The organism is Diaphorobacter sp. JS3051 (assembly GCF_015832135.1).
Taxonomy (GTDB): Bacteria; Pseudomonadota; Gammaproteobacteria; order Burkholderiales; family Burkholderiaceae_C; genus Diaphorobacter; species Diaphorobacter nitroreducens.
Window position 1 is genome coordinate 769,145 of record NZ_CP065406.1, and the last position, 19,848, is coordinate 788,992.

Annotated in this window: 19 protein-coding genes and 1 pseudogene; 9 read left to right on the forward strand and 11 right to left on the reverse strand. The window is 65.6% G+C overall.

Features of this window, described 5'->3' with window-relative positions; genetic code table 11:
• Nucleotides 1-31: 31 nt before the first annotated feature.
• Nucleotides 32-307 (forward strand): annotated as a pseudogene (locus tag I3K84_RS03625) (EAL domain-containing protein); the annotation flags it as partial.
• Here the strand turns inward: I3K84_RS03625 and dusA are convergent.
• Nucleotides 297-1,352 (reverse strand): tRNA dihydrouridine(20/20a) synthase DusA, encoded by a 1,056-nt coding sequence (gene dusA, locus I3K84_RS03630; RefSeq protein ID WP_196995536.1) that lies wholly within the window; start codon nucleotides 1,350-1,352, stop codon nucleotides 297-299. The pseudogene I3K84_RS03625 and the gene dusA sit on opposite strands and share 11 nt — an antisense overlap.
• Before the next feature lie 234 nt (nucleotides 1,353-1,586).
• Here dusA and I3K84_RS03635 point away from each other — a divergent pair, with 234 nt between their 5' ends.
• Entirely contained in the window at nucleotides 1,587-2,540 is a 954-nt protein-coding gene (locus I3K84_RS03635; protein WP_041838844.1) for an AEC family transporter, read from the forward strand.
• 44 nt (nucleotides 2,541-2,584) lie between these two features.
• Here I3K84_RS03635 and pdxH read toward each other — a convergent pair whose 3' ends face one another.
• The 3 genes from pdxH to I3K84_RS03650 are packed head-to-tail and all read right to left on the reverse strand — an operon-like array spanning nucleotide 2,585 to nucleotide 4,431.
• Nucleotides 2,585-3,238: a pyridoxamine 5'-phosphate oxidase gene (gene pdxH / locus I3K84_RS03640; RefSeq protein ID WP_196995537.1), complete on the reverse strand. Its 654-nt coding sequence runs from the start codon at nucleotides 3,236-3,238 to the stop codon at nucleotides 2,585-2,587.
• A gap of 38 nt (nucleotides 3,239-3,276) precedes the next feature.
• Nucleotides 3,277-3,804: a superoxide dismutase family protein gene (locus I3K84_RS03645; RefSeq protein ID WP_103737688.1), complete on the reverse strand. Its 528-nt coding sequence runs from the start codon at nucleotides 3,802-3,804 to the stop codon at nucleotides 3,277-3,279.
• Nucleotides 3,805-3,837: 33 nt separating this feature from the next.
• A complete protein-coding gene (locus tag I3K84_RS03650) occupies nucleotides 3,838-4,431 on the reverse strand; it encodes a gamma-glutamylcyclotransferase (RefSeq protein WP_196995538.1) in 594 nt (197 codons plus the stop codon).
• A 62-nt stretch (nucleotides 4,432-4,493) separates the two neighbouring features.
• Between I3K84_RS03650 and I3K84_RS03655 the strand changes: the two genes are divergently transcribed.
• Entirely contained in the window at nucleotides 4,494-5,033 is a 540-nt protein-coding gene (locus tag I3K84_RS03655; protein WP_011805298.1) for an OmpA family protein, read from the forward strand.
• Between the two features lie 183 nt (nucleotides 5,034-5,216).
• Here I3K84_RS03655 and I3K84_RS03660 read toward each other — a convergent pair whose 3' ends face one another.
• A complete protein-coding gene (locus I3K84_RS03660) occupies nucleotides 5,217-6,242 on the reverse strand; it encodes a LacI family DNA-binding transcriptional regulator (protein ID WP_196995539.1) in 1,026 nt (341 codons plus the stop codon).
• A gap of 244 nt (nucleotides 6,243-6,486) precedes the next feature.
• Here I3K84_RS03660 and I3K84_RS03665 point away from each other — a divergent pair, with 244 nt between their 5' ends.
• From I3K84_RS03665 to eda, 6 genes are all read left to right on the forward strand, one after another.
• Entirely contained in the window at nucleotides 6,487-7,005 is a 519-nt protein-coding gene (locus tag I3K84_RS03665) for a gluconokinase (protein WP_047351512.1), read from the forward strand.
• Nucleotides 7,002-7,523, forward strand: a complete 522-nt coding sequence (locus I3K84_RS03670) for a TRAP transporter small permease (protein ID WP_123676600.1) — start codon at nucleotides 7,002-7,004, stop codon at nucleotides 7,521-7,523. The genes I3K84_RS03665 and I3K84_RS03670 overlap by 4 nt, the downstream gene beginning before the upstream one ends.
• 8 nt (nucleotides 7,524-7,531) lie before the next feature.
• Nucleotides 7,532-8,812, forward strand: coding sequence for a TRAP transporter large permease (locus I3K84_RS03675; RefSeq protein WP_135149235.1), 1,281 nt, complete (start codon nucleotides 7,532-7,534; stop codon nucleotides 8,810-8,812).
• 44 nt (nucleotides 8,813-8,856) lie between these two features.
• Nucleotides 8,857-9,867, forward strand: coding sequence for a TRAP transporter substrate-binding protein (locus tag I3K84_RS03680; RefSeq protein WP_047351486.1), 1,011 nt, complete (start codon nucleotides 8,857-8,859; stop codon nucleotides 9,865-9,867).
• Nucleotides 9,868-10,023: 156 nt separating this feature from the next.
• On the forward strand, nucleotides 10,024-11,841 hold the full coding sequence (gene edd, locus I3K84_RS03685) for a phosphogluconate dehydratase (RefSeq protein WP_196995540.1): 1,818 nt from the start codon (nucleotides 10,024-10,026) through the stop codon (nucleotides 11,839-11,841).
• A complete protein-coding gene (eda, locus tag I3K84_RS03690; RefSeq protein WP_172206819.1) occupies nucleotides 11,832-12,479 on the forward strand; it encodes a bifunctional 4-hydroxy-2-oxoglutarate aldolase/2-dehydro-3-deoxy-phosphogluconate aldolase in 648 nt (215 codons plus the stop codon). The genes edd and eda overlap by 10 nt, the downstream gene beginning before the upstream one ends.
• Nucleotides 12,480-12,548: 69 nt before the next feature.
• On the opposite strand, the gene gloA is transcribed toward eda, so the two are convergent.
• The 6 genes from gloA to I3K84_RS03720 form a co-directional block, all read right to left on the reverse strand.
• Nucleotides 12,549-12,965 (reverse strand): lactoylglutathione lyase, encoded by a 417-nt coding sequence (gene gloA, locus I3K84_RS03695; protein WP_011805290.1) that lies wholly within the window; start codon nucleotides 12,963-12,965, stop codon nucleotides 12,549-12,551.
• A 62-nt stretch (nucleotides 12,966-13,027) separates the two neighbouring features.
• Nucleotides 13,028-13,819, reverse strand: coding sequence for an SDR family NAD(P)-dependent oxidoreductase (locus tag I3K84_RS03700; protein WP_196995541.1), 792 nt, complete (start codon nucleotides 13,817-13,819; stop codon nucleotides 13,028-13,030).
• Nucleotides 13,820-14,084: 265 nt separating this feature from the next.
• Nucleotides 14,085-15,137: a biotin synthase BioB gene (gene bioB, locus I3K84_RS03705; protein WP_196995542.1), complete on the reverse strand. Its 1,053-nt coding sequence runs from the start codon at nucleotides 15,135-15,137 to the stop codon at nucleotides 14,085-14,087.
• Nucleotides 15,138-15,502: 365 nt separating this feature from the next.
• Entirely contained in the window at nucleotides 15,503-15,964 is a 462-nt protein-coding gene (locus tag I3K84_RS03710) for a VOC family protein (protein ID WP_015913377.1), read from the reverse strand.
• A 59-nt stretch (nucleotides 15,965-16,023) separates the two neighbouring features.
• A complete protein-coding gene (locus I3K84_RS03715; protein ID WP_196995543.1) occupies nucleotides 16,024-18,072 on the reverse strand; it encodes an acetyl/propionyl/methylcrotonyl-CoA carboxylase subunit alpha in 2,049 nt (682 codons plus the stop codon).
• Nucleotides 18,073-18,313: 241 nt separating this feature from the next.
• Nucleotides 18,314-19,846 carry an acyl-CoA carboxylase subunit beta gene (locus tag I3K84_RS03720; protein ID WP_015913374.1) on the reverse strand — a complete coding sequence of 511 codons (1,533 nt, stop codon included), beginning with the start codon at nucleotides 19,844-19,846 and terminating at the stop codon, nucleotides 18,314-18,316.
• Between the last annotated feature and the right edge of the window lie 2 nt (nucleotides 19,847-19,848).

Here is a 19,848-nt window from a genome sequence, read left to right on the forward strand (position 1 = left end):
GCTCAATTAAGTTTCATTAAGAATCAAACACTACACTAGCCTGGCGTATCTGAAGCGCCTGCCGCTGTACGAACTCAAGATCGACCGCAGCTTCGTGCAGGACGCGCCCTCCGACGCGAACGACGCGGCGATCGTGCAGGCCATTCTTTCCGTCGCACGCCACTTGCGCCTGCGCGTGGTGGCCGAGGGGGTGGAGACGCGGCAGCAGGCGGACTTCCTCATCGCTCACCACTGCCATGGCCTGCAGGGCTATCTGTTCGGGCTGCCGCAGCCGCTGCGGGACTGGCTGGCGGGCCTCAAAGGCTGAGCGGCTCCGTTGGCAGGGCGACTGCTTGCACGGCGCTTGCGCGCAGTGCATCGGGCGCGGTGGCGCCCGGCTTGGTGCGCGCCAGGGCCATCACTTCGCGCGCGGGCAGGTGTTTCAAGCGGTGGTCGCTCCACACCTGGCGCCAGCGTCGCGCGCCGGGCAGGCCGTTGCGCAGGCCCAGCATGTGGCGCGCCACCGCATACCAGTGCGTGCCGTGCGCGGTGGCTTCGCGCTCCATGTAGGCCACCATGTCTTCCTCGACCTGCTCGCGCGTGAGCGCGGCGGGCGCGGCGCCAAAGAACTGCTCGTCCCAGCGCGCCAGCCACCAGGGGTTGTGGTAGGCCTCGCGGCCCACCATCACGCCATCCACCCGAGCCAATTCCTGCAGCACCGCGGCGTCGGTCTGAAAGCCCCCGTTGATGGCGATGGTCAGTTGCGGGAAGTCGGCTTTCAGCCGGGCCGCGACGTCGTAGCGCAGCGGGGGAATCTCGCGGTTCTCTTTGGGCGACAGGCCCTTCAGCCACGCATTGCGCGCATGCACGATGAACACGCGGCAGCCCGCGTCGGCCACCACGCCCACGAAGTCGCGCACGAAACCGTAGTCTTCGTTCTGGTCGATCCCGATGCGGTGCTTGACGGTGACCGGGACCTGAACCACGTCCACCATGGCTTTCACGCAGTCGGCGACCAGTTGCGGCTCGTTCATCAGGCAGGCGCCGAAAGCGCCGCGCTGCACACGCTCGCTGGGGCAGCCGCAGTTGAGATTGATCTCGTCATAGCCCCACTGCTCGCCCAGACGGGCGCAGTGCGCCAGGTCGGCCGGCTCGCTGCCGCCCAACTGCAGCGCCACGGGGTGCTCGGCCGCGTCAAAGCGCAGATGGCGCTGCACGTCGCCGTGCGCCAGCGCACCGGTGGTCACCATCTCGGTGTAGAGCAGCGTGTGGCGCGACAGCAGGCGGTGCAGGTAGCGGCAGTGCCTGTCGGTCCAGTCCATCATCGGCGCAACGGACATACGCCAGGGACTGTGGGCGATGGAGGAGGGCATAGCGTGCACGGTGAAGGACGGGGCGGTCTGGGGGACAAGGGAGCGGGGCGGGGGCCAGTATTGTCCCAGGTCCGGCGCTGCGCCACAGTTGCAAGGGATTTAGGGCGTTTTCGGCCTCCAGCGCTTGTCCATCAAGCGCTGGCAGCTATTAATTCATGAGTGCAAGCGCGCCGCATCCCCAGGCCCTACACTTGCCGCCCGGCGCCGCGCCGGCACTTCGACCCTCTGCCCACCTTGCTGTCCTCGATCCTCGTTCCCCTGGTTCCCGTCATTCTGTGCATCGGCATCGGCTACCTCACCGCCCGCGTGGGCTGGGTGCGCGCCACGGCGGTGCCAGATCTGTCCAATATCGTGTTCTTGGTGCTCACGCCCGCGCTGCTGTTTCGCACCATGGGCAATGTGCGGCTCCAAGAGCTGGACTTTCAGCCCGTGCTGCTGTACTTCAGCGCGGCGGCGCTGCTGTTCGGGCTGACGCTGGCGTTCAGCCGGTTCTCCACGGCCGCGGCGGCGCGGGCGCTGGCGCACACCTTCAGCAACCTGGTGATGATCGGCGCGCCGCTCATGGGCCTGGTGTATGGGCCGCAGGGCCTGGTGACGCTGTTCACGCTGGTGTCCCTGCATTCGCTGGTGCTGCTGACGGCGGCCACCATGGTGTTCGAGCTGGCCGAGGCGCGCGAGCAGCAGCGCACCGGCAGCGCCGCGCCGCGCCCCATGGCGCACACCGTGTGGCAGGCCGTGCGCAACAGCATCGTGCACCCGGTGCCGCTGCCCATCCTGGCGGGCCTGCTGTTCGCGCAGACGGGCTGGAAGCTGCCCGAGATGCTGGACCGCCCGCTGCAGGTGCTGGCGGCGGCGCTGGGGCCCATGGCGCTGCTGCTGGTGGGTATTGCGCTGGCGCACACACGCATTGGCAACCACTGGCGCGGCGCGTTGCGGGTGGCGGTGATCAAGAACCTGGCGCTGCCCGCCACGCTGGGGACGCTGGCGTGGGCGCTGGGGCTGTCAGGCCCGGCGATCGCGGTGATGTTCACCGCCGCGGCCATGCCGGTGGGCGCGAATGTGCTGTTGTTCACGCAGCGCTATGGCGTGATGCAGGAGGAGGTGTCCTCGGCCATCGCGCTGTCCACCGCGCTGGCGCTGATCACGCTGCCGGTGGTGCTGGTGTTGGCGCAGTTCTTCATGCATTGAACATGCGTTGAAGACGCGCGTGGAGCAGGGCGTCTTCCGGGCGCTTACGGCGCCAGCCGCTCGCGCTCCCACGTGCCGTCCTCCAGGCGGTAGCGCAACCGGTCGTGCAGGCGGCTCTTGCGGCCCTGCCAGAACTCCCACTGATCCGGCCGCAGGCGAAAGCCCCCCCAGTGCGGCGGGCGGGGCGGCTTGAGCAGGAACTGCGCGCCATACTTGGCGGCGTTGGCCACCAGCACGCCGCGGCTGGCGATGACCTGGCTTTGCGGGCTGGCCCAGGCGCCGATGCGCGAGTCCAGCGGGCGGCTGTGGAAATAGGTGTCGCTTTCCTCGTCGCTCACCTTTTCCACGACGCCCTCGATGCGCACCACGCGCTCCAGCTCCACCCAGTGGAATTGCAGCGCGGCATAGGGGTTGCCGGCCAGCTGGCGGCCCTTGCGGCTGTCGTAGTTGGTGTACCAGACGATGCCCTGCGCGTCATACCCCTTGATGAGCACCACGCGGGTGCTGGGACGCAGGTCGCTGCCCACGGTGGCCACGGTCATGGCGTTGGGCTCGGGCACCTGGGCAGCGATGGCTTCGCGCAGCCATTGGTCGAACTGCTGCAAGGGATCGGCATGGGAGGCGTCCTCGCTGAGCTCGGCGCGCTCGTAGCTCTTGCGCAGGTCGGCGATGGAGGAGGAAAGAGGGCTGTGGCTCATGCGGGGATTGTGCCCGCAGGGCGCCCAGCCCTGCACGATCAGCGACCGGCGATCACCGCGCACGCCAGGCGCGCGCCCGCGTTGCCGGTAGGTTGGGTGACGTAGTCGTCGGGGTTGGCATGCACGATCAGGCCGCGACCCACGATGTCGGTGGCGCCGGAGCCCACGCGAATGCTGCGCGACTCGAAGTTGAAGGTGGCCACGCCGTTGCCGTCCGCGCGCAGGCTGGGCAGGTCGCCGGTGTGGTGCGGTCCCTTGCCGTGTTGGCCGTGCGGTGTGCCCGTGGGATTGAAGTGGCCGCCCGCGCTGTTGCCGTCCCCGCTGGAGCAGTCGCCTTTCTCATGGATGTGAAAGCCGTGCTCCGCCCCCGGCTTGAGCCCGCTGACCGTGCCGCTGACGCGCACCGCATCACCGCTCTGCACGAAGCGCACCGTGCCCTGGGTGCTGTTGCCGCGCGTAGGCTCCAGCCGTGCGGTGGCCGAGGGCGCGCTGGACATGGATGCGCAGCCGGCGAGTGCGACGGCAGCCGCCAGGGCCGCGCCCGTGGGGAGGTAGCGAAGGGACATGCGATTTCTCCAGGAGGGTTGAAAACCGCCAAACTAACGCGGTTCGCGCGCCAACGCAATCAGACGCGAGAGCGCTCGGTCGTGGATGCCCATGCGTTGCAGCTCGGCGTGCGTGGCCTCGGCGTAGTCGCGCGTGGTGCCGTAGGTGCCGCTGGCCTGCGCGAAGATGCGGCGGTATTCCTCGTCCGCCAGCACGCCCGTGTGGCTGGGGCTCTTGCGCGACAGCGTGAACGCCAGCGCGCGCACCGCACCCTGGGGCGTGCGGCAGTTGAGCCAGCGCGGGTCGTATACGCCCAGGACCATCTCGCGCTGCCAAAGGTTGACCATGACCTGGCGCGCGTGGCTGTGGTCCACGCGGAACACCATGCCGCGGCAACTGCCGCCCGACAGCATGCCGAACACCAGGCCCGGGCATTCGGGCGTGCCGCGATTCACGCGGCTCCACATCTTCAAAGCCCGGTGCCAGCCGTGCACCGTGGCCGCGCGCCGCTCGGCGTAGGCAAAGTCGGGCCGCCAGATCAGCGAGCCATAGCCAAAGATCCACAGGTCGTCGCGCCCGCCCCATTCATGCAGCGCGCGGTCGAGCATGGGGGCGGGGTCACGCAGGGGAGCGGCAAGCGGCGGCATGGCGAGACTCTACAATCGATGGGTTTTGTCCAACGCACCGATTATTCACGGGAGTTCTCAACATGTCCTTCAACAGCTCCGACGACGACAGCCAGCAACGCTTCGCACTCGGGTTCCTCTTCGCGCTGATCGCGCTGGTGGTCTCCACCGTCGTGGGCGTGGTGGTCTACAAGCGTGGCATTGCCCACGCCCACAAGGCGCCGGCCGCCGCCGTGGCCCCTGCGGCTGAGGCAGCCGCGCCCGGCGTGGTGATCATGATCACCGAGGACGCCGCCAGCGTGGTGGTGGAGGGCGGTGTGGTGAAGTTCTTCTTCGCCACCGGCAAGGCCGAGCTGGCCCCGGGCGCCAACGAAGCGCTGGGCGACGTGGTCAAGGGCGTGGTGGACGGCGGCAAGACCGCGGTGGTGTCGGGCTTCCATGACGCCACGGGCGACGCGGCCGTGAACGCCGAGCTGGCCAAGCAGCGCGCGCTGGCCGTGCGCGACGCCCTGAAGGCCCTGGGTGTGGCCGAAGAGAAGGTGGAGCTGAAGAAGCCCGAAGCCACGCAGGGCAGCGGCAGCAATGCCGAGGCGCGCCGCGTGGAGGTGATTCTGGCTCCCTGAGCCTGGATGCGCCAAGCCTGCGAAAGCCCGGTAATGCCGGGCTTTTTTGTGTCTGGCGTGCTACATGTTCAATAGCTGGTCGCGCTTGTTTGAAGAAGGATTCAGGTACTTTTTTGCCTTGAGTGCTTGATTTGCAAGCGCGAACAGCTACCAAAGCTGTAGCGCACTGCGCTGCATCCTTGTTCACGTACTCTCGCGCACGATCAGCTCGTAGTCCAGCTGCACGCACTGCGGCTGCGCCAGCGTGCCGCGCATCAGGCCCAGCAGCATGTCGGCGCCGGCGCGGCCGACTTCGCTGCGCGGTGTGCGGATGGTGGTCAGCGGCGGCACCATCTGCGCGCTGCCGGCCAAGTCGTTGAATCCCGCGACGGCGATGCGCCCCGGCACGTCGATGCGCATGCGGTTGGCCGCCAGCAGCCCGCCCTGGGCAATGTCGTCGTTGCAAAAGAAAATGGCGTCCACGTCGGGCATGCGTTGCACCAGGTCCTCGAACAGCCGAGCGCCCAGGGCGATGGAAGAGCGCTCGGGGCTTAGCAACTCCAGGCGCGGGTTGTACAGGCCCGCTTCGCGCAGGGTGCGCCGGTACCCTTCAGCACGCTGCAGCACGCGCGGGTCCAGTTGCGCGGCGCAAAAGGCGATGCGCTTACGCCCGCGTTCCAGGAGGTGGCGCGTGATGGTGGCGCCCGCGTCCTGCTGCGAAAAGCCCACGCAGGCCACACCAGGCGCGGCGCTGGTCTCCATGAGGTGCACGCACGGCACGCCGCTGTGCACGATGAGCTGGCGTGCGGCCTCGCTGCGGTCGAACCCCGTCACCAGCAGGCCGGCGGGGCGGTGGGGCAGGTAGGTGCGCAGCAGCAACTCTTCCTCGGCGCTGTCGTAGTGGGTCACGCCGATGAGCGGCTGAAAGCCCTTGGGGAACAGCGTGCGGTGCACCGCCTCCAGCAGATCCACGAACAGCGCGTTGGACAGCAGCGGCACCAGCACCAGCACCTGCGTGCTGCGCTGCGACGCCAGCGCGCGCGCGGCCGGGTCGGGTACGTAGCCCAGCCGATCGGCCGCCTCGCGTACGCGTTCGGCCAACGCAGGGTCCACGGTGCGTTCGCCGCGCAGGGCACGCGACACGGTGATGGGACTTACGCCGGCGGCGCCAGCCACGTCGTTCAGGGTGATGCGGCCGCTGGAGCGGCGCGGTCGTCGGTTGGCGGTCAAGGGTTATTCCTAGGAATTCTGGCCAAAATTGTCCCTTAAGATAGCGCTATCTTTCATGGGGTTTTCGCGGGTTTGTGGGGAGGAGTAGCTTCTCCCCATGCGATGCAGCGAAATTTCCCCATGAGAAGCCGCGGCGTGAAGCCGTGAACTTCGGGTGAACGGCTTGCGTCCTGGGATGCAGCCGTTTTTTTGAATCTTTAGAGATAGCGCTATCTTGACCTGTGACATCGATGCCATCGTGGTGATGGGCGTTTCCGGCTGCGGCAAGTCCAGCGTGGGCGAGGCCTGCGCAAAAACGCTGGGCTGGGTGCTGCATGAGGGCGATGCCCACCATGCTCCCGAGAGCATTGCCAAAATGCGCGCCGGCGTGCCCTTGACCGATGCCGACCGCGCGGGCTGGCTGGACCGGTTGGCCGCATTGCTGGCGGCGCCTGCGGGCACGGCGGGCGTAGTGCTGACCTGCTCGGCGCTGCGCCGCAAATACCGCGACCGCCTGCGTGCGGGCAACCCGCGCGTGGGATTCGTGTTTCTGGCGCTGGACTATGAGCAGGCATTGCAGCGCGTGCAGACGCGCGCGGGGCATTTCTTTTCGCCCGCTCTGGTGGCCGATCAGTTCGCCACGCTGGAGTCGCCCGAGGGCGAGCCGCGCGTGTTGACGCTGGATGCCACACGCCCCGTGGACGAGCTGGCCCGGTCCGTCGTCCAATGGCTGCGCGGCAACGCAGCTGCTTCCCTTTCGTCGTCTTCCGGAGACAGTGCATGAGCGCTTCTTCCCCCTCCCCGCAGGAACGGCCGCGCAAGCCCCTGGTGCAGCGCCTGGCCGAGCATTTCATGGTGCTCGCACTGGCCGGCATGGTCGTGGCCGTGTTCGTCAACGTGGTATTGCGCTACGTGTTCTCCACGAGCATCGTCTCGTACGAGGAGATCTCGCGCCTGCTGTTCGTGTGGCTGGTGGCGGTGGGCACCATCGTCGCGGCCTTTGAGGGCAAGCACCTGGGCTTCGACATGCTCACTTCGCGCCTGAAGGGCCGCTCGCGCAAGCTGCTGTTCTGGGCCAGCCAGGCTCTGGTGGCGGGCGGCATGCTGCTGCTGCTCAAGGGTTCGTGGGAACAGGTGATCGCCGGCATGGACAGCTACAGCACCGTGCTGGGTTATCCGCTGGCGCTGGGCGCCGCGGCGACGCTGGTACTGGCCGTGGGCCTGCTGGTGGGCGTGGTGGTGGATCTGCGCCGCGGCGAGCCGTTGCCGCATGGCAGCGACGCGGAAACGTCGGTGGAGTAGGGCGCACCATGATCGTTACCGCCATCTTTCTTTTGGTGCTCATCGGCGGCATGGTGATCGGCATGCCCATCGCCCACGCCCTGGTGCTGACGGGTGTCGCCCTGATGTGGCACCTGGACTTCTTCGATTCGCAGCTGCTGGCGCAAAACCTGCAGGCCGGCTTTGACAACTTTCCGCTGCTGGCCGTGCCGTTCTTCATCCTGGCGGGCGAGCTGATGAACGCGGGCGGCCTGTCGCGGCGCATCATCGACCTGGCGCGCGCCTTCGTGGGGCATATCCGCGGCGGGCTGGGCTTCGTGGTGATTGGCGCGGCCGTGCTGTTGGCGTCCATGAGCGGCTCGGCCATTGCCGACACGGCGGCGCTGGCCACCATCCTGCTGCCGATGATGCGCGAGCAGAAATACCCGATGAGCTACAGCGCGGGCCTGCTGGCGTCCGGCGGCATCATCGCGCCGATCATCCCGCCGTCCATGCCGTTCGTGATCTACGGGGTGACGACGAATACCTCGATCAGCAAGCTGTTCCTCTCGGGCGTGGCACCGGGCCTGATGATGGGCATCTTCCTGATTGGCGCCTGGGCCTGGATTGCGCGCCGCCACGACCTGCCCTCGATGGAGCGTGTGGCGTGGGGCCCGCGCATGAAGGCGCTGACCAAGAGCTTCTGGGCCATGATGATGCCGGTCATCATCCTGGGCGGCCTGCGCGGCGGCATTTTCACGCCCACCGAGGCCGCCGTGGTCGCCGCCGTGTATGCGCTGCTGGTGTCCATGTTCGTGTACCGCGAACTGAACTGGTCGCAGCTGTACGACGTGTTCCTGGCCGCGGGCAAGACCACGGCGGTGGTCATGTTCCTGTGCGGCGCCGCCACCGTCACGGCCTACATGATCACCCTGGCCGACCTGCCCAACATGCTGGCCGACAGCTTCGCCGGCGTGATGGGCAATCCCGTGCTGTTCATGGCGCTGATGATGACCTTCCTGTTGGTGGTGGGCACGGCCATGGACCTCACGCCCACCATCCTGATCTTCGGCCCCGTCTGCGCGCCGCTGGCCGCCAAGGCGGGCATCGACCCCGTGTACTTCGGCTTCATGTTCATCTATGTGGGCTGCATCGGCCTGATCACGCCGCCCGTGGGCACGGTGCAGAACGTGGTGGCGGGTGTGGGCCGGCTGCGCATGGAGACCGTGATCCGCGGCACCACGCCGTTCCTGGCCGTGTATGTGCTGCTGGCGGTCCTGTTCACGCTGTTCCCGGCCCTCATCACCGCGCCGCTGCGCTGGATGCACTGAGCTTTTCATCCCTTTTCACCCTGACTGTCCAAAGGAGACTTCCCATGCGTATCCGCTTTGCTCTTGCCGGCCTCGTGGCCGCACTCGTTGCCACCGGCGCTGCACAGGCGCAGGACTTCAAGCCGCGCATCGTGCGTTTCGGCTATGGCCTGGTGGACAACTCCAACCAGGGCCGCGCGGCTCGCATGTTTGCGCAAGAAGTGGAAAAGGCCACCGGCGGCAAGATGAAGGTGCGTGCCATTGGCAACGCCTCGCTGGGCTCCGACACGCAGATGCAGCAGGCGCTGATCGGCGGCGCGCAGGAGATGATGGTGGGCTCCACCGCCACCCTAGTGGGCCTGGTGCCGGAGATGGCCGTGTGGGACACGCCGTTCCTCTTCAGCAACGCCAAGGAAGCCGATGTGGTGCTGGACGGCCCCGTGGGCGACAAGATCAAGGCCAAGCTGGAAGCCAAGGGTATGGTGGGCCTGGTGTACTGGGAGAACGGTTTCCGTAACCTCACCAACAGCAAGCGCCCCGTCGCCAAGCTGGAAGACCTGAACGACATCAAGCTGCGCGTGATGCAGAACAACGTGTTCCTCGACAGCTTCAAGGCCCTGGGCGCCAACGCCGTGCCGCTGCCGTTCTCCGAGCTGTTCACCGCGTTGGAAACGCGCGCCGTGGACGGTCAGGAGAACCCCTACAACACCATCGTCTCCAGCAAGTTCTACGAGGTGCAGAAGTACCTCACGGTGACCAACCACGTGTACAGCCCCTGGATCGTCACGGTGAGCAAGAAATGGTGGGACGGCCTGTCCGCAGCCGAGAAGAAGGTGCTGCAGGACGCCGCCATCAAGAGCCGCGATTTCGAGCGCAAGGACACGCGTGAAGAGGCCGCCAAGGCCCTGGCCGACCTGAAGGGCAAGGGCATGCAGGTTAACGAGCTGTCGGCCGCCGAGGCCAACCGCATGCGCGAGAAGCTGGTCAGCGTGAACGCGGGCATCGCCAAGTCGGTGGGCCAGCAGACCTGGGACGAGGTGAACGCCGCCGTCCAGCAGGCGCGCAACGCCAAGTAAGCGCAGGGTGGGGCAGGCGGCGGCGCCTGCCCTCGGTTCCCTGCCATGTGCCCTCGGCCTACACCTGTGTCGCCCACTGGCGCGTAGGATCCGGGGCAATGCTTGCCCGCAGTCGTTTTCTGCAACCCTCCCACAGCCGCCCTCGCGCCACCCAGCATGCCCCTGCACGACACCGTCCACACCGTCACCGAGCGCATCCGCCAGCGCAGCGCCCCTACGCGCGGCGCCTATCTGCAGCAGCTTGAGTTCCAGGCGCGCCGCGACCGCGGTGCAGACCGCCTGGGTTGCGCCAATGTGGCCCACGCCTTCGCCGGCATGCCTGGCAACGACAAGCTGCGTGTGGTGGTCCAGAAGGCACCCAACATCGGCATCGTCACGGCGTACAACGACATGCTGTCGGCCCATGCGCCGCTGCAGCATTACCCGGACCTGATCAAGGACGAGGTGCGCAAGCGCGGAGCCACGGCCCAGGTGGCGGGCGGCGTACCCGCCATGTGCGATGGCGTGACGCAGGGCACACCCGGCATGGAGTTAAGCCTGTTCAGCCGCGACGTGATCGCCATGGCCACGGCCGTGGCGCTGAGCCACGACGTGTTCGATGGCGCGCTCATGCTCGGTGTGTGCGACAAGATCGTGCCTGGCCTGCTGGTGGGGGCGCTGCAGTTCGGCCATCTGCCCACGGTGTTCGTGCCGGCGGGGCCGATGACTTCGGGCCTGTCCAACAGCGCCAAGGCCAAGGTGCGCGAGCAGGCCGCGCAAGGCCTGGTGGGCCGCGGTGAACTGCTGGAGGCCGAGATGGCCGCTTACCACTCGCCGGGCACGTGCACCTTCTACGGCACGGCCAACAGCAATCAGATGATGCTGGAGGCCATGGGCCTGCATGTGCCGGGCACGGCCTTCGTGAACCCGGGTCAGGCGCTGCGCCAGGAACTTACGCGTGAGGCCGCACGCACGGTGCTGGGCGACAAGGGGGCGTCATGCCCACCTATCGGGCGCGTGGTAGACGAGCGCGCTATCGTCAACGCCATGGTGACGCTGCTGGCCACGGGAGGATCCACCAACCACCTGATCCACTGGGTGGCCGTGGCGCGCGCGGCGGGCCTCGTGATCGACTGGGACGACTTTTCCGCCCTGTCCGCCGTCGTGCCGTTGCTGGCGCGCGTGTACCCCAACGGCAGCGCGGACGTGAACCAATTCCAGGCCGCCGGCGGCCCCGGCTATGTGATCCGCGAGCTGCTCGATGCCGGGCTGATGCATGAGGACGTGCTCACCGTTCGCCCTGGAGGTATCCGCGAATACACGCGCGAGCCGCAGGGAACCGCCGATCAGCAACTGCACTGGGCCGACATCGGCGCCTCGCGTGACGACAGCGTGCTGCGCCCTGCGGCCGACCCTTTCAGCGCCACGGGCGGCCTCAAGCTGCTGTCGGGCAACCTGGGGCGCAGCGTGATCAAGGTCTCTGCCGTGCCGCCCGACCGGCATGTGGTGCAGGCGCCTGCACGCGTGTTTGCCTCGCAGGGCGAACTGCTACACGCCTTTCAGGCCGGCGAACTGGACCGCGACGTGGTCTGCGTGGTGCGCTGGCAGGGCCCCCAGGCCAATGGCATGCCAGAACTGCACAAGCTCACCCCGCCGCTGGCCGTCCTGCAGGGCAAGGGTTACAAGGTGGCGCTGGTCACCGACGGCCGCATGAGCGGCGCCTCGGGCAAGGTGCCTGCGGCCATCCACGCATCGCCCGAGGCGCATGCCGGCGGCCCGCTGGCGCTGGTGCGCGACGGTGACGTCATCCGGCTGGATGCCGTGGCGGGCACGCTCGATGTGCTGGTCGATGCGGCCGAATGGCAGGCGCGCACGCCTGCCACCGTGCCGCCCGGCTTGCTGCAGGACAACGCACGCGGTTGGGGGCGCGAACTGTTCGCCGGCATGCGGCGCAATGCGCTCAGCGCGGAAGAGGGGGCCTGTACATGGCTGTGACGCAACACACCATCACGGCGCTCGATGTGATGCGCGATGCGCCCGTGATCCCGGTCATCGTTCTGCACGACGTGCGGCATGCCGTGCCGATGGCGCGCGCGCTGGTCGCCGGTGGTATCCGCATGCTGGAGGTGACGTTGCGCACGCCGCAAGCCCTCGAATGCATGCGGGCCATCGCCGCGGAGGTGCCCGATGCCGTGGTCGGCGCAGGCACCGTACGCACCAGTGCTGATGCGGCTGCTGCCGCGCGCGCCGGGGCGCGGTTTGCCGTCAGTCCGGGTTTTACGCCCGCCGTAGGCCGCGCCTGCCGCGATGCGGGCTTGCCGCTGCTGCCGGGCGTGGACACGGGCAGCGAGATCATGACGGCGCAGGAAGAGGGCTTCTCTGCGCTCAAGTTCTTCCCTGCGGTGCAGGCGGGCGGTACGGCCATGCTGAAAGCGTGGCAGGGGCCGTTTGGCGACGTGGCGTTCTGTCCGACGGGCGGAATCCAGCCCGGCAATGCGGCGGAGTTTCTGGCGCTCAAGAACGTGGCCTGCGTGGGCGGGTCGTGGCTGGTGCCCGCGGATGCGCTGGAGCAGGGCGACTGGTCCCGCATCACCCGTCTAGCGCGCGAAGCCAGCGCGTTGCAGCGGGTTTGATGAATACAAGTAAAAATGGGCTGTAGCGCTTTGTGGATAAGCGCTAGCAGCTATTAAATAAGGAGCAAACTAGCGCAGACCGGTGCCTGCGCCGGCATCGCTCTTGCGCTCGATCAATTCAATCTTGTAGCCGTCAGGATCGGTCACAAAGGCGATCACCGTGGTGCCACCCTTGACCGGCCCGGCCTCGCGTGTCACGGTGCCGCCGGCGGCCTTGATCTTCTCGCAGGCGGCGTAGGCGTCGGGCACGCCCAGGGCAATGTGGCCGTAGGCTGTGCCCATCTCATAGCTTTCCACCCCCCAGTTGTACGTCAGCTCGATCTCGGCCTGGCCGGGGTTGCCGCCCTCGAAGCCCAGGAAGGCCAGAGAGTATTTGTATTCAGGGTTTTCGGAGGTGCGCAGCAACTGCATGCCCAGCACCTGGGTGTAGAAATCGATGGAGCGCTGGAGATTGCCAACGCGCAGCATGGTGTGCAGAAGTCTCATGGCATGGATTGTGCCGTCAACCCAAAGACCCTGCGGCCTGTTGCGCAGAGTGATGGGCTGGGCTAGACCGGCACGGTGTAGTTGAGCGTCATGCGGCCGCCGTCCACGGTGACGATCTCGCCGGTCACATAACTGGCGGCGTCGCTGGCGAGCCATGCCACCACATCAGCGACCTCCGAAGGCTCACCCAGGCGCTTCATCGGCGTGCGGCTCAGGATCTTGAGCCGGGCCTCGTCGCTCGTCAGCACGGCCTTTGCGGCGAGTTCCGTGGCAATGGTGCCGGGCGCCACCGCGTTCACGCGGATGCCACGGTCCGCCAGCGCCAGCGCCATCACGCGGGTGAGCTGATTGATGCCACCCTTGCTCACGTTGTAGCTGGCGATGTTCGGAATGGCCAAAACGCCGTTGACGGAACTCATGTTCACGATGCTGCCGCCGCCCGAGCGCACCATTTCGCGTGCCACGGCCTGGCCCATGAGAAAGGCACCCTTGAGGTTCACGCGCAGTACCGCGTCGAAGTCTTCCTCGGTCACCTCCAGAAAGTCCGCAGCGCGGAAGATGCCCGCGTTGTTGACCAATACGTCGATGCGCCCGTGCAGCGCCATGGTTTGACCTACCATGGCATCCACTTCGGACTTGTTGCCTACATCGCAATGAATGTAGGCGGCTTGCGGCACCGCATCGGCAAGAGCACGTCCGCGGGCATCATCCATGTCTGCGATCACCACCTTGGCACCGTCGCGCGCCAGCCTGCGCACGCAGGCCTCGCCAATGCCCTGGGCACCGCCCGTGACAATACACACGCGACCGTGATGGCCGAAGGAGATAGTTGACGTGGTGAGTGTTTGGGACATGCCAGCCATCGTAGTCAATTGAAAAGGGCTGGTCACTGAACGTTTACGCGGAGGGTGGGATCGTTCCCTGAGCTGGGCGCGGATGTCGGGGTCGTAGTGCCTCAGGTCCAGCCGCTAGTGTACTAGATACGATGTATATTATGTTAAATAATTGAACTGACTAATCCTGCCGCTTACTCGATGGCGTACCGAAAACCGTACCCGGCTCTGGTGACACCCCGATTATTCAGGGCGCGCATCCTCTGTACAAAACAGCGCATGCAGATTAAGCACCGCAAGCAGTTTCTGTGGTGGTTTGGTTGGGCGTACCCTTCAACCCCAGTTTGGCCAGCAGTTGGGTGTCGGCCTCTACATCCGGGTTACCCGTCACGAGCAGCTTGTCGCCATAGAAGATGGAATTGGCACCCGCCAAGAAGCACAAAGCCTGCACCGCGTCGCCAAGCTGCTGGCGGCCGGCGGACAGGCGTACGCGAGCCTTGGGCATGGTGATGCGGGCCACCGCGATCACGCGCACGAAGTCCAGCGGGTCTACCGGCTCGCTGTCGGCCAACGGTGTTCCGGGAACGCGCACCAGGCTGTTGATGGGCACCGACTCCGGATACGGGTTTAGGTTGGCCAACTGCGCGATGAGACCCGCGCGGTGCACCGGCGCTTCGCCCATGCCAACGATGCCGCCGCAGCACACGTTGATGCCTGCGTCGCGCACATGGCGCAGCGTATCCAGCCGGTCCTGGTACTGGCGCGTGCTGACCACGTCGCTGTAGTACTCGGGGGCCGTGTCCAGGTTGTGGTTGTAGTAGTCCAGTCCCGCATCCTTCAGCGCCTGGGCCTGGTGCGACTGCAACATGCCCAGCGTGGCGCAGGTCTGCAAGCCTAGGTCTTTCACGGCGGTGATCAGCTCGCTTATCTTTTCGATGTCGCGGTCCTTCGGAGCTCGCCAGGCGGCGCCCATGCAAAAGCGCGTCGCGCCGGCGTCCTTGGCGGCTTGCGCTGCCTGGGTTACCTCCTGGACGTTCATGAGTTTTTCGGCCTTCACGCCGGTATCGAACTCCGCCGACTGGGGGCAGTAGCCGCAGTTTTCCGGACAGCCGCCTGTTTTCACGGACAGCAGCGTGGCCAATTCGATGTCGCCCTGGGGCCAATGTGCGCGGTGCGTGGCCTGCGCGCGCCAGAGCAGTTCCATGAATGGAAGATCGAGGAGCTCCTGTACCGCTTGAATGCTCCAGCCCTCCCCTCGCTGCGTCGCAACACTCTCGGCAACGCGAGGATGAAACTGCAGGGTCTGGGTTGTATGCGGGGCTGTTGTGGCTGAGGTCATCAAATTTCTCCGGTTCTGCGGTCGCCACTGCTGGGCGCTGCTCCTGATTGTGTAAAGGCTTGAGTGGTCTGTGAAGCCTTCGCGTTCAAAAAAGCAGGATGGAAAAAGATGCTCCTAAAAGAGGCGTATTTGCGTTATTTTTAATGCATCTTGAATGCATATAAGTGAAAAAACGGGAATGAAGATGGAGGAAGCAAGTCGTGTTGTTCATCTGCCATCAAATCTCCTGTAATGCCACTTAATTACCAGAAACATCCTGCTGTTTTTGCTGAAGATGCGGCATGACCATAAAAAAAGCCCTGGTCGCATGGACCAGGGCTCTCTTGTTTTTCAGCAGTCAGGTGCTTCGTCGAAGCTTGTCCTTTTCAACCCAACGCCGCGATCACCTCGGGCGGCGCCTGCACCAGTTCGATCAGGACACCCTCCCCGGCGATCGGGAACTCGTCATTGCTCTTGGGATGCAGGAAGGTGATGTCGTAGCCCGCCGCGCCTTTGCGGATGCCCCCGGGCGCAAAGCGCACACCCTGTGCGGTCAGCCATTCCACCGCCTTGGGCAGGTCATCGATCCACAGGCCGATGTGGTTCAGCGGCGTGGCGTGCACGGCAGGCTTTTTCTCGATGTCCAGGGGCTGCATGATGTCCACCTCCACCTTGAAGGCGCCCTGCCCCATGGCAAGGATATCCTCGTCCACGTTCTCTCGCTCGCTCTGGAAGGTACCCGTCTGCGTGAGGCCGAGCATGTCCACCCACAAGGTCTTCATGCGCTGCTTGTCGGTGCCGCCGATGGCCACCTGCTGAATGCCCAGCACTTTGAAGGGGCGTGTCATCCGTTTACTCCTTTATTGATAGCTGCTAGCGCTTGCAGGGCAAGCATTAGATGCTGTTTTCATTGAAATTCCAGGATGACCTGATCCACCGCCAGTGATTCGCCCTTGCCCGCGACGATCTTGCCCACCACGCCGTCCTGCGCCGCGAAGAGGATGTTCTCCATCTTCATGGCCTCGATCACGGCCAGCTTCTCGCCGGCCTGCACCTTCTGGCCCGGCTGCACCGCGATGTCCACCAGCAGGCCCGGCATGGGCGACAGCAGGAACTTGGACAGGTCCGGTGGCGCCTTGAAGGGCATGAGCTGGTGCAACCTTGCGCCCAGCGGCGACAGCACCAGCGCGTCGATCTGCGTACCGTTGTGGCTGATGCGCAGCGCCAGCGGGTTCTTGGCCGTACCGCGCTCCACCTGCGCCGTGAAGCCCTTGCCGTTGCACTGGCCCTGCACGCGGATGTCGCCCAGGCCGGCCGTACTGCTGATGCGGTAGGTGGTGCTGCCGATGGTCACGGCGCTGGAGCGGCTCTCTGGCTCGTAGTCGGTGACCGTCACTTCATGGTGGATGTTGTTGCCCTGTGCGCCCAGCACCACCACGGTGAACTGCGCGCCCACCTGCACCTCATGACCCGTGAGCTGGCCGCTGATGCCCGATGCACGCGCGCGGTAGCGGCGGTTCATGTACGCCGCCAGCGCCACCAGGAACAGCGGATCGTCGTGCGGCACGTCTTCGGCGGCGAAGCCCTTGCCGTAGTGCTCCGCAATGAAGCCGGTGTTGAACTGGCCGGCCACGAATTTCGGGTGCGCCAGCAGCGCCGCCTGGAAAGGGATGTTGCTGCTGATGCCGCGGATCACGAAGCCGTTGAGCGCAGCGCGCATCTTCTCGATGGCGTCGTTGCGGTCCTGGCCGTGCACGATCAGCTTGGCGATCATCGAGTCGTAGTACATCGGGATCTCACCGCCTTCGAACACACCCGTGTCCACGCGCACGCCATACTTCTTGGTCGTGTCGCCCTGGAACATGGACTCTTCCGGCGCCTGGAAACGCACCAGCCGTCCGGTGGAGGGCAGGAAGTTGCGGAACGGGTCCTCGGCGTTGATGCGGCACTCGATGGCCCAGCCGTCGCGCTTCACGTCTTCCTGGCGGATGGCGAGCTTTTCGCCGGCGGCCACGCGGATCATGAGTTCCACCAGATCCAGACCGGTGATGCACTCGGTCACCGGGTGCTCCACCTGCAGGCGGGTGTTCATCTCCAGGAAGTAGAAGTCCTGGTCCTTGCCGACCACGAACTCCACCGTGCCGGCGCTTTGGTAGCCCACGGCCTTGGCCAGGGCAACGGCCTGCTCGCCCATGGCCTTGCGGGTGGCGTCGCTGATGAAGGGGGATGGCGCCTCCTCGATCACCTTCTGATGGCGGCGCTGGATGGAGCACTCGCGCTCGTTCAGGTAGATCACGTTGCCGTGGCTGTCGCCCAGGATCTGGATCTCGATGTGGCGCGGCTCCTGCACAAACTTCTCGATGAAGATGCGGTCGTCGCCAAAACTGTTGCGGGCTTCGTTCTGGCAGCTGGCAAAGCCTTCAAACGCTTCCTTGTCGTTGTAGGCCACACGCAGGCCCTTGCCACCGCCGCCGGCCGATGCCTTGATCATCACCGGGTAGCCGATGCCCTTGGCGATCTCCACCGCGGCCTCGGGCCCGGCGATGGGGTCGTTGTATCCGAGGATGGTGTTCACGCCCGCCTGGTTGGCCAGCTTCTTGGACGCGATCTTGTCGCCCATGGCGGCGATCGCCGCATGCTTGGGGCCAATGAAGACGATGCCCTCCTCCTCCACCCGCTTGGCGAAGGCTTCGTTCTCGGACAGGAAGCCGTAGCCCGGATGCACCGCCTGCGCGCCGGTCTGCTTGCAGGCAGCAATGATCTTGTCGGCCAGCAGATACGACTCGCGGCTGGGCGCAGCGCCGATGTGCACGGCCTCGTCGGCCAGCTTGACATGGCGCGCGTCCTTGTCGGCGTCGGAGTAGACGGCCACGGTGGCAATGCCCATCTTGCGGGCGGTTGCGATGACGCGGCAGGCGATTTCGCCACGGTTGGCGATCAGGATTTTGGTGAACATTCTCACAACCCGTTTTCTTGAATGATTTGCTTCAGTTGCTGAAGGGCTTCAGGACTGAATCGAAGACTTTGACTCTTTTCCCAGGGAGAGCGCGCCCGGCAGAACCGTATGTGTCTAGCTGCAAGCACTTCCCATCGTCTGTGATGACTACGGTGTAAGTGCATTCAACTGTCGAGTGCTTTGCGACCGACTGCAGTGGCTGCGCTTTGATATTTGCGATCAGCGCCATGCCAACTCTCCTTTACAGCGGAATGTTCCCGTGCTTGCGCCACGGGTTATCAAGCTGCTTGTTCTTGAGCATGGCCAGGCTGCGGCAGATGCGCTTGCGTGTCTCATGCGGCAGGATCACGTCGTCGATGAAGCCGCGTGCGCCGGCGACGAACGGGTTGGCAAAGCGCGCCTTGTACTCAGCCTCGCGGGCGGCCAGCTTGGCGGGGTCGTTCTTGTCCTCGCGGAAGATGATCTCCACCGCGCCCTTGGCGCCCATCACGGCGATCTCGGCGTTCGGCCAGGCCAGGTTCACGTCGCCGCGCAGGTGTTTGGAGCTCATCACGTCGTACGCGCCGCCGTAGGCCTTGCGCGTGATGACGGTGATCTTCGGCACCGTGCATTCGGCGTACGCGTAGAGCAGCTTGGCGCCGTGCTTGATGATGCCGCCGTATTCCTGGCTGGTGCCTGGCATGAAACCGGGCACGTCCACGAAGGTGATGACGGGGATGTTGAACGCATCGCAGAAGCGCACGAAGCGCGCGGCCTTAATGGAGCTCTTGATGTCCAGGCAACCCGCCAGTACCAGCGGCTGGTTGGCCACGATGCCCACGGTCTGCCCTTCCATGCGCGCGAAGCCAATGAGAATGTTCTTGGCGTAGTCGGGCTGCAGCTCAAAGAAGTCACCGTCGTCCACCGTCTTGACGATCAGCTCCTTCATGTCATACGGCTTGTTGGGGTTGTCGGGCACCAGCGTGTCCAGCGACAGGTCGGCGCGATCGGCCGGGTCGTTGCTCGGGCGCACGGGCGCCTTTTCCTTGTTGTTGAGCGGCAGGTAGTTGTACAGGCGGCGCAGCATCATCAGCGCCTCCACGTCGTTCTCGAAGGCCATGTCGGCCACGCCGCTCTTGGTGGTGTGCGTGATGGCGCCGCCCAGTTCTTCGGCCGTGACCTCTTCGTGCGTGACGGTCTTCACGACCTCGGGGCCGGTCACGAACATGTACGAGCTGTCCTTGACCATGAAGATGAAGTCGGTCATGGCCGGGCTGTATACCGCTCCGCCCGCGCAGGGGCCCATGATCATGCTGATCTGCGGGATCACGCCGGACGCCAGCACATTCTTCTGGAACACGTCGGCGTAGCCACCCAGGGAAGCCACGCCCTCTTGGATGCGCGCGCCGCCCGAGTCGTTCAGGCCGATCACCGGCGCACCGACCTTCATGGCCTGGTCCATGACCTTGCAGATCTTCTCGGCGTGGGTCTCGGACAGCGCGCCGCCGAACACCGTGAAGTCCTGGCTGAACACGAACACCAGGCGGCCGTTGATCATGCCGTAGCCGGTGACCACGCCGTCACCGGGGATCTTGGTGTTCTCCATGCCGAAGTCCGTGCAGCGGTGCTCCACGAACATGTCCCATTCCTCGAAGGTGCCGTCGTCCAGCAGCAGCTCGATGCGCTCGCGCGCGGTGAGCTTGCCCTTCTTGTGCTGGGCGTCGATGCGCTTCTGGCCACCGCCCAGGCGGGCGAGTTCGCGCTTTTTCTCCAGTTGATCCAGGATGTCTTGCATGG

Excerpts from the sequence above, each read along its gene's own strand:
- dusA (WP_196995536.1), bottom strand. The coding sequence starts at position 1,352 with ATGCCCTCCTCCATCGCCCACAGTCCCTGGCGTATGTCCGTTGCGCCG.
- pdxH (WP_196995537.1), bottom strand. The coding sequence starts at position 3,238 with ATGAGCCACAGCCCTCTTTCCTCCTCCATCGCCGACCTGCGCAAGAGC.
- I3K84_RS03645 (WP_103737688.1), bottom strand. The coding sequence starts at position 3,804 with ATGTCCCTTCGCTACCTCCCCACGGGCGCGGCCCTGGCGGCTGCCGTC.
- I3K84_RS03650 (WP_196995538.1), bottom strand. The coding sequence starts at position 4,431 with ATGCCGCCGCTTGCCGCTCCCCTGCGTGACCCCGCCCCCATGCTCGAC.
- I3K84_RS03655 (WP_011805298.1), top strand. The coding sequence starts at position 4,494 with ATGTCCTTCAACAGCTCCGACGACGACAGCCAGCAACGCTTCGCACTC.
- I3K84_RS03665 (WP_047351512.1), top strand. The coding sequence starts at position 6,487 with ATGGGCGTTTCCGGCTGCGGCAAGTCCAGCGTGGGCGAGGCCTGCGCA.
- I3K84_RS03670 (WP_123676600.1), top strand. The coding sequence starts at position 7,002 with ATGAGCGCTTCTTCCCCCTCCCCGCAGGAACGGCCGCGCAAGCCCCTG.
- I3K84_RS03675 (WP_135149235.1), top strand. The coding sequence starts at position 7,532 with ATGATCGTTACCGCCATCTTTCTTTTGGTGCTCATCGGCGGCATGGTG.
- I3K84_RS03680 (WP_047351486.1), top strand. The coding sequence starts at position 8,857 with ATGCGTATCCGCTTTGCTCTTGCCGGCCTCGTGGCCGCACTCGTTGCC.
- edd (WP_196995540.1), top strand. The coding sequence starts at position 10,024 with ATGCCCCTGCACGACACCGTCCACACCGTCACCGAGCGCATCCGCCAG.
- eda (WP_172206819.1), top strand. The coding sequence starts at position 11,832 with ATGGCTGTGACGCAACACACCATCACGGCGCTCGATGTGATGCGCGAT.
- gloA (WP_011805290.1), bottom strand. The coding sequence starts at position 12,965 with ATGAGACTTCTGCACACCATGCTGCGCGTTGGCAATCTCCAGCGCTCC.
- I3K84_RS03700 (WP_196995541.1), bottom strand. The coding sequence starts at position 13,819 with ATGTCCCAAACACTCACCACGTCAACTATCTCCTTCGGCCATCACGGT.
- bioB (WP_196995542.1), bottom strand. The coding sequence starts at position 15,137 with ATGACCTCAGCCACAACAGCCCCGCATACAACCCAGACCCTGCAGTTT.
- I3K84_RS03710 (WP_015913377.1), bottom strand. The coding sequence starts at position 15,964 with ATGACACGCCCCTTCAAAGTGCTGGGCATTCAGCAGGTGGCCATCGGC.
- I3K84_RS03715 (WP_196995543.1), bottom strand. The coding sequence starts at position 18,072 with ATGTTCACCAAAATCCTGATCGCCAACCGTGGCGAAATCGCCTGCCGC.
- I3K84_RS03720 (WP_015913374.1), bottom strand. The coding sequence starts at position 19,846 with ATGCAAGACATCCTGGATCAACTGGAGAAAAAGCGCGAACTCGCCCGC.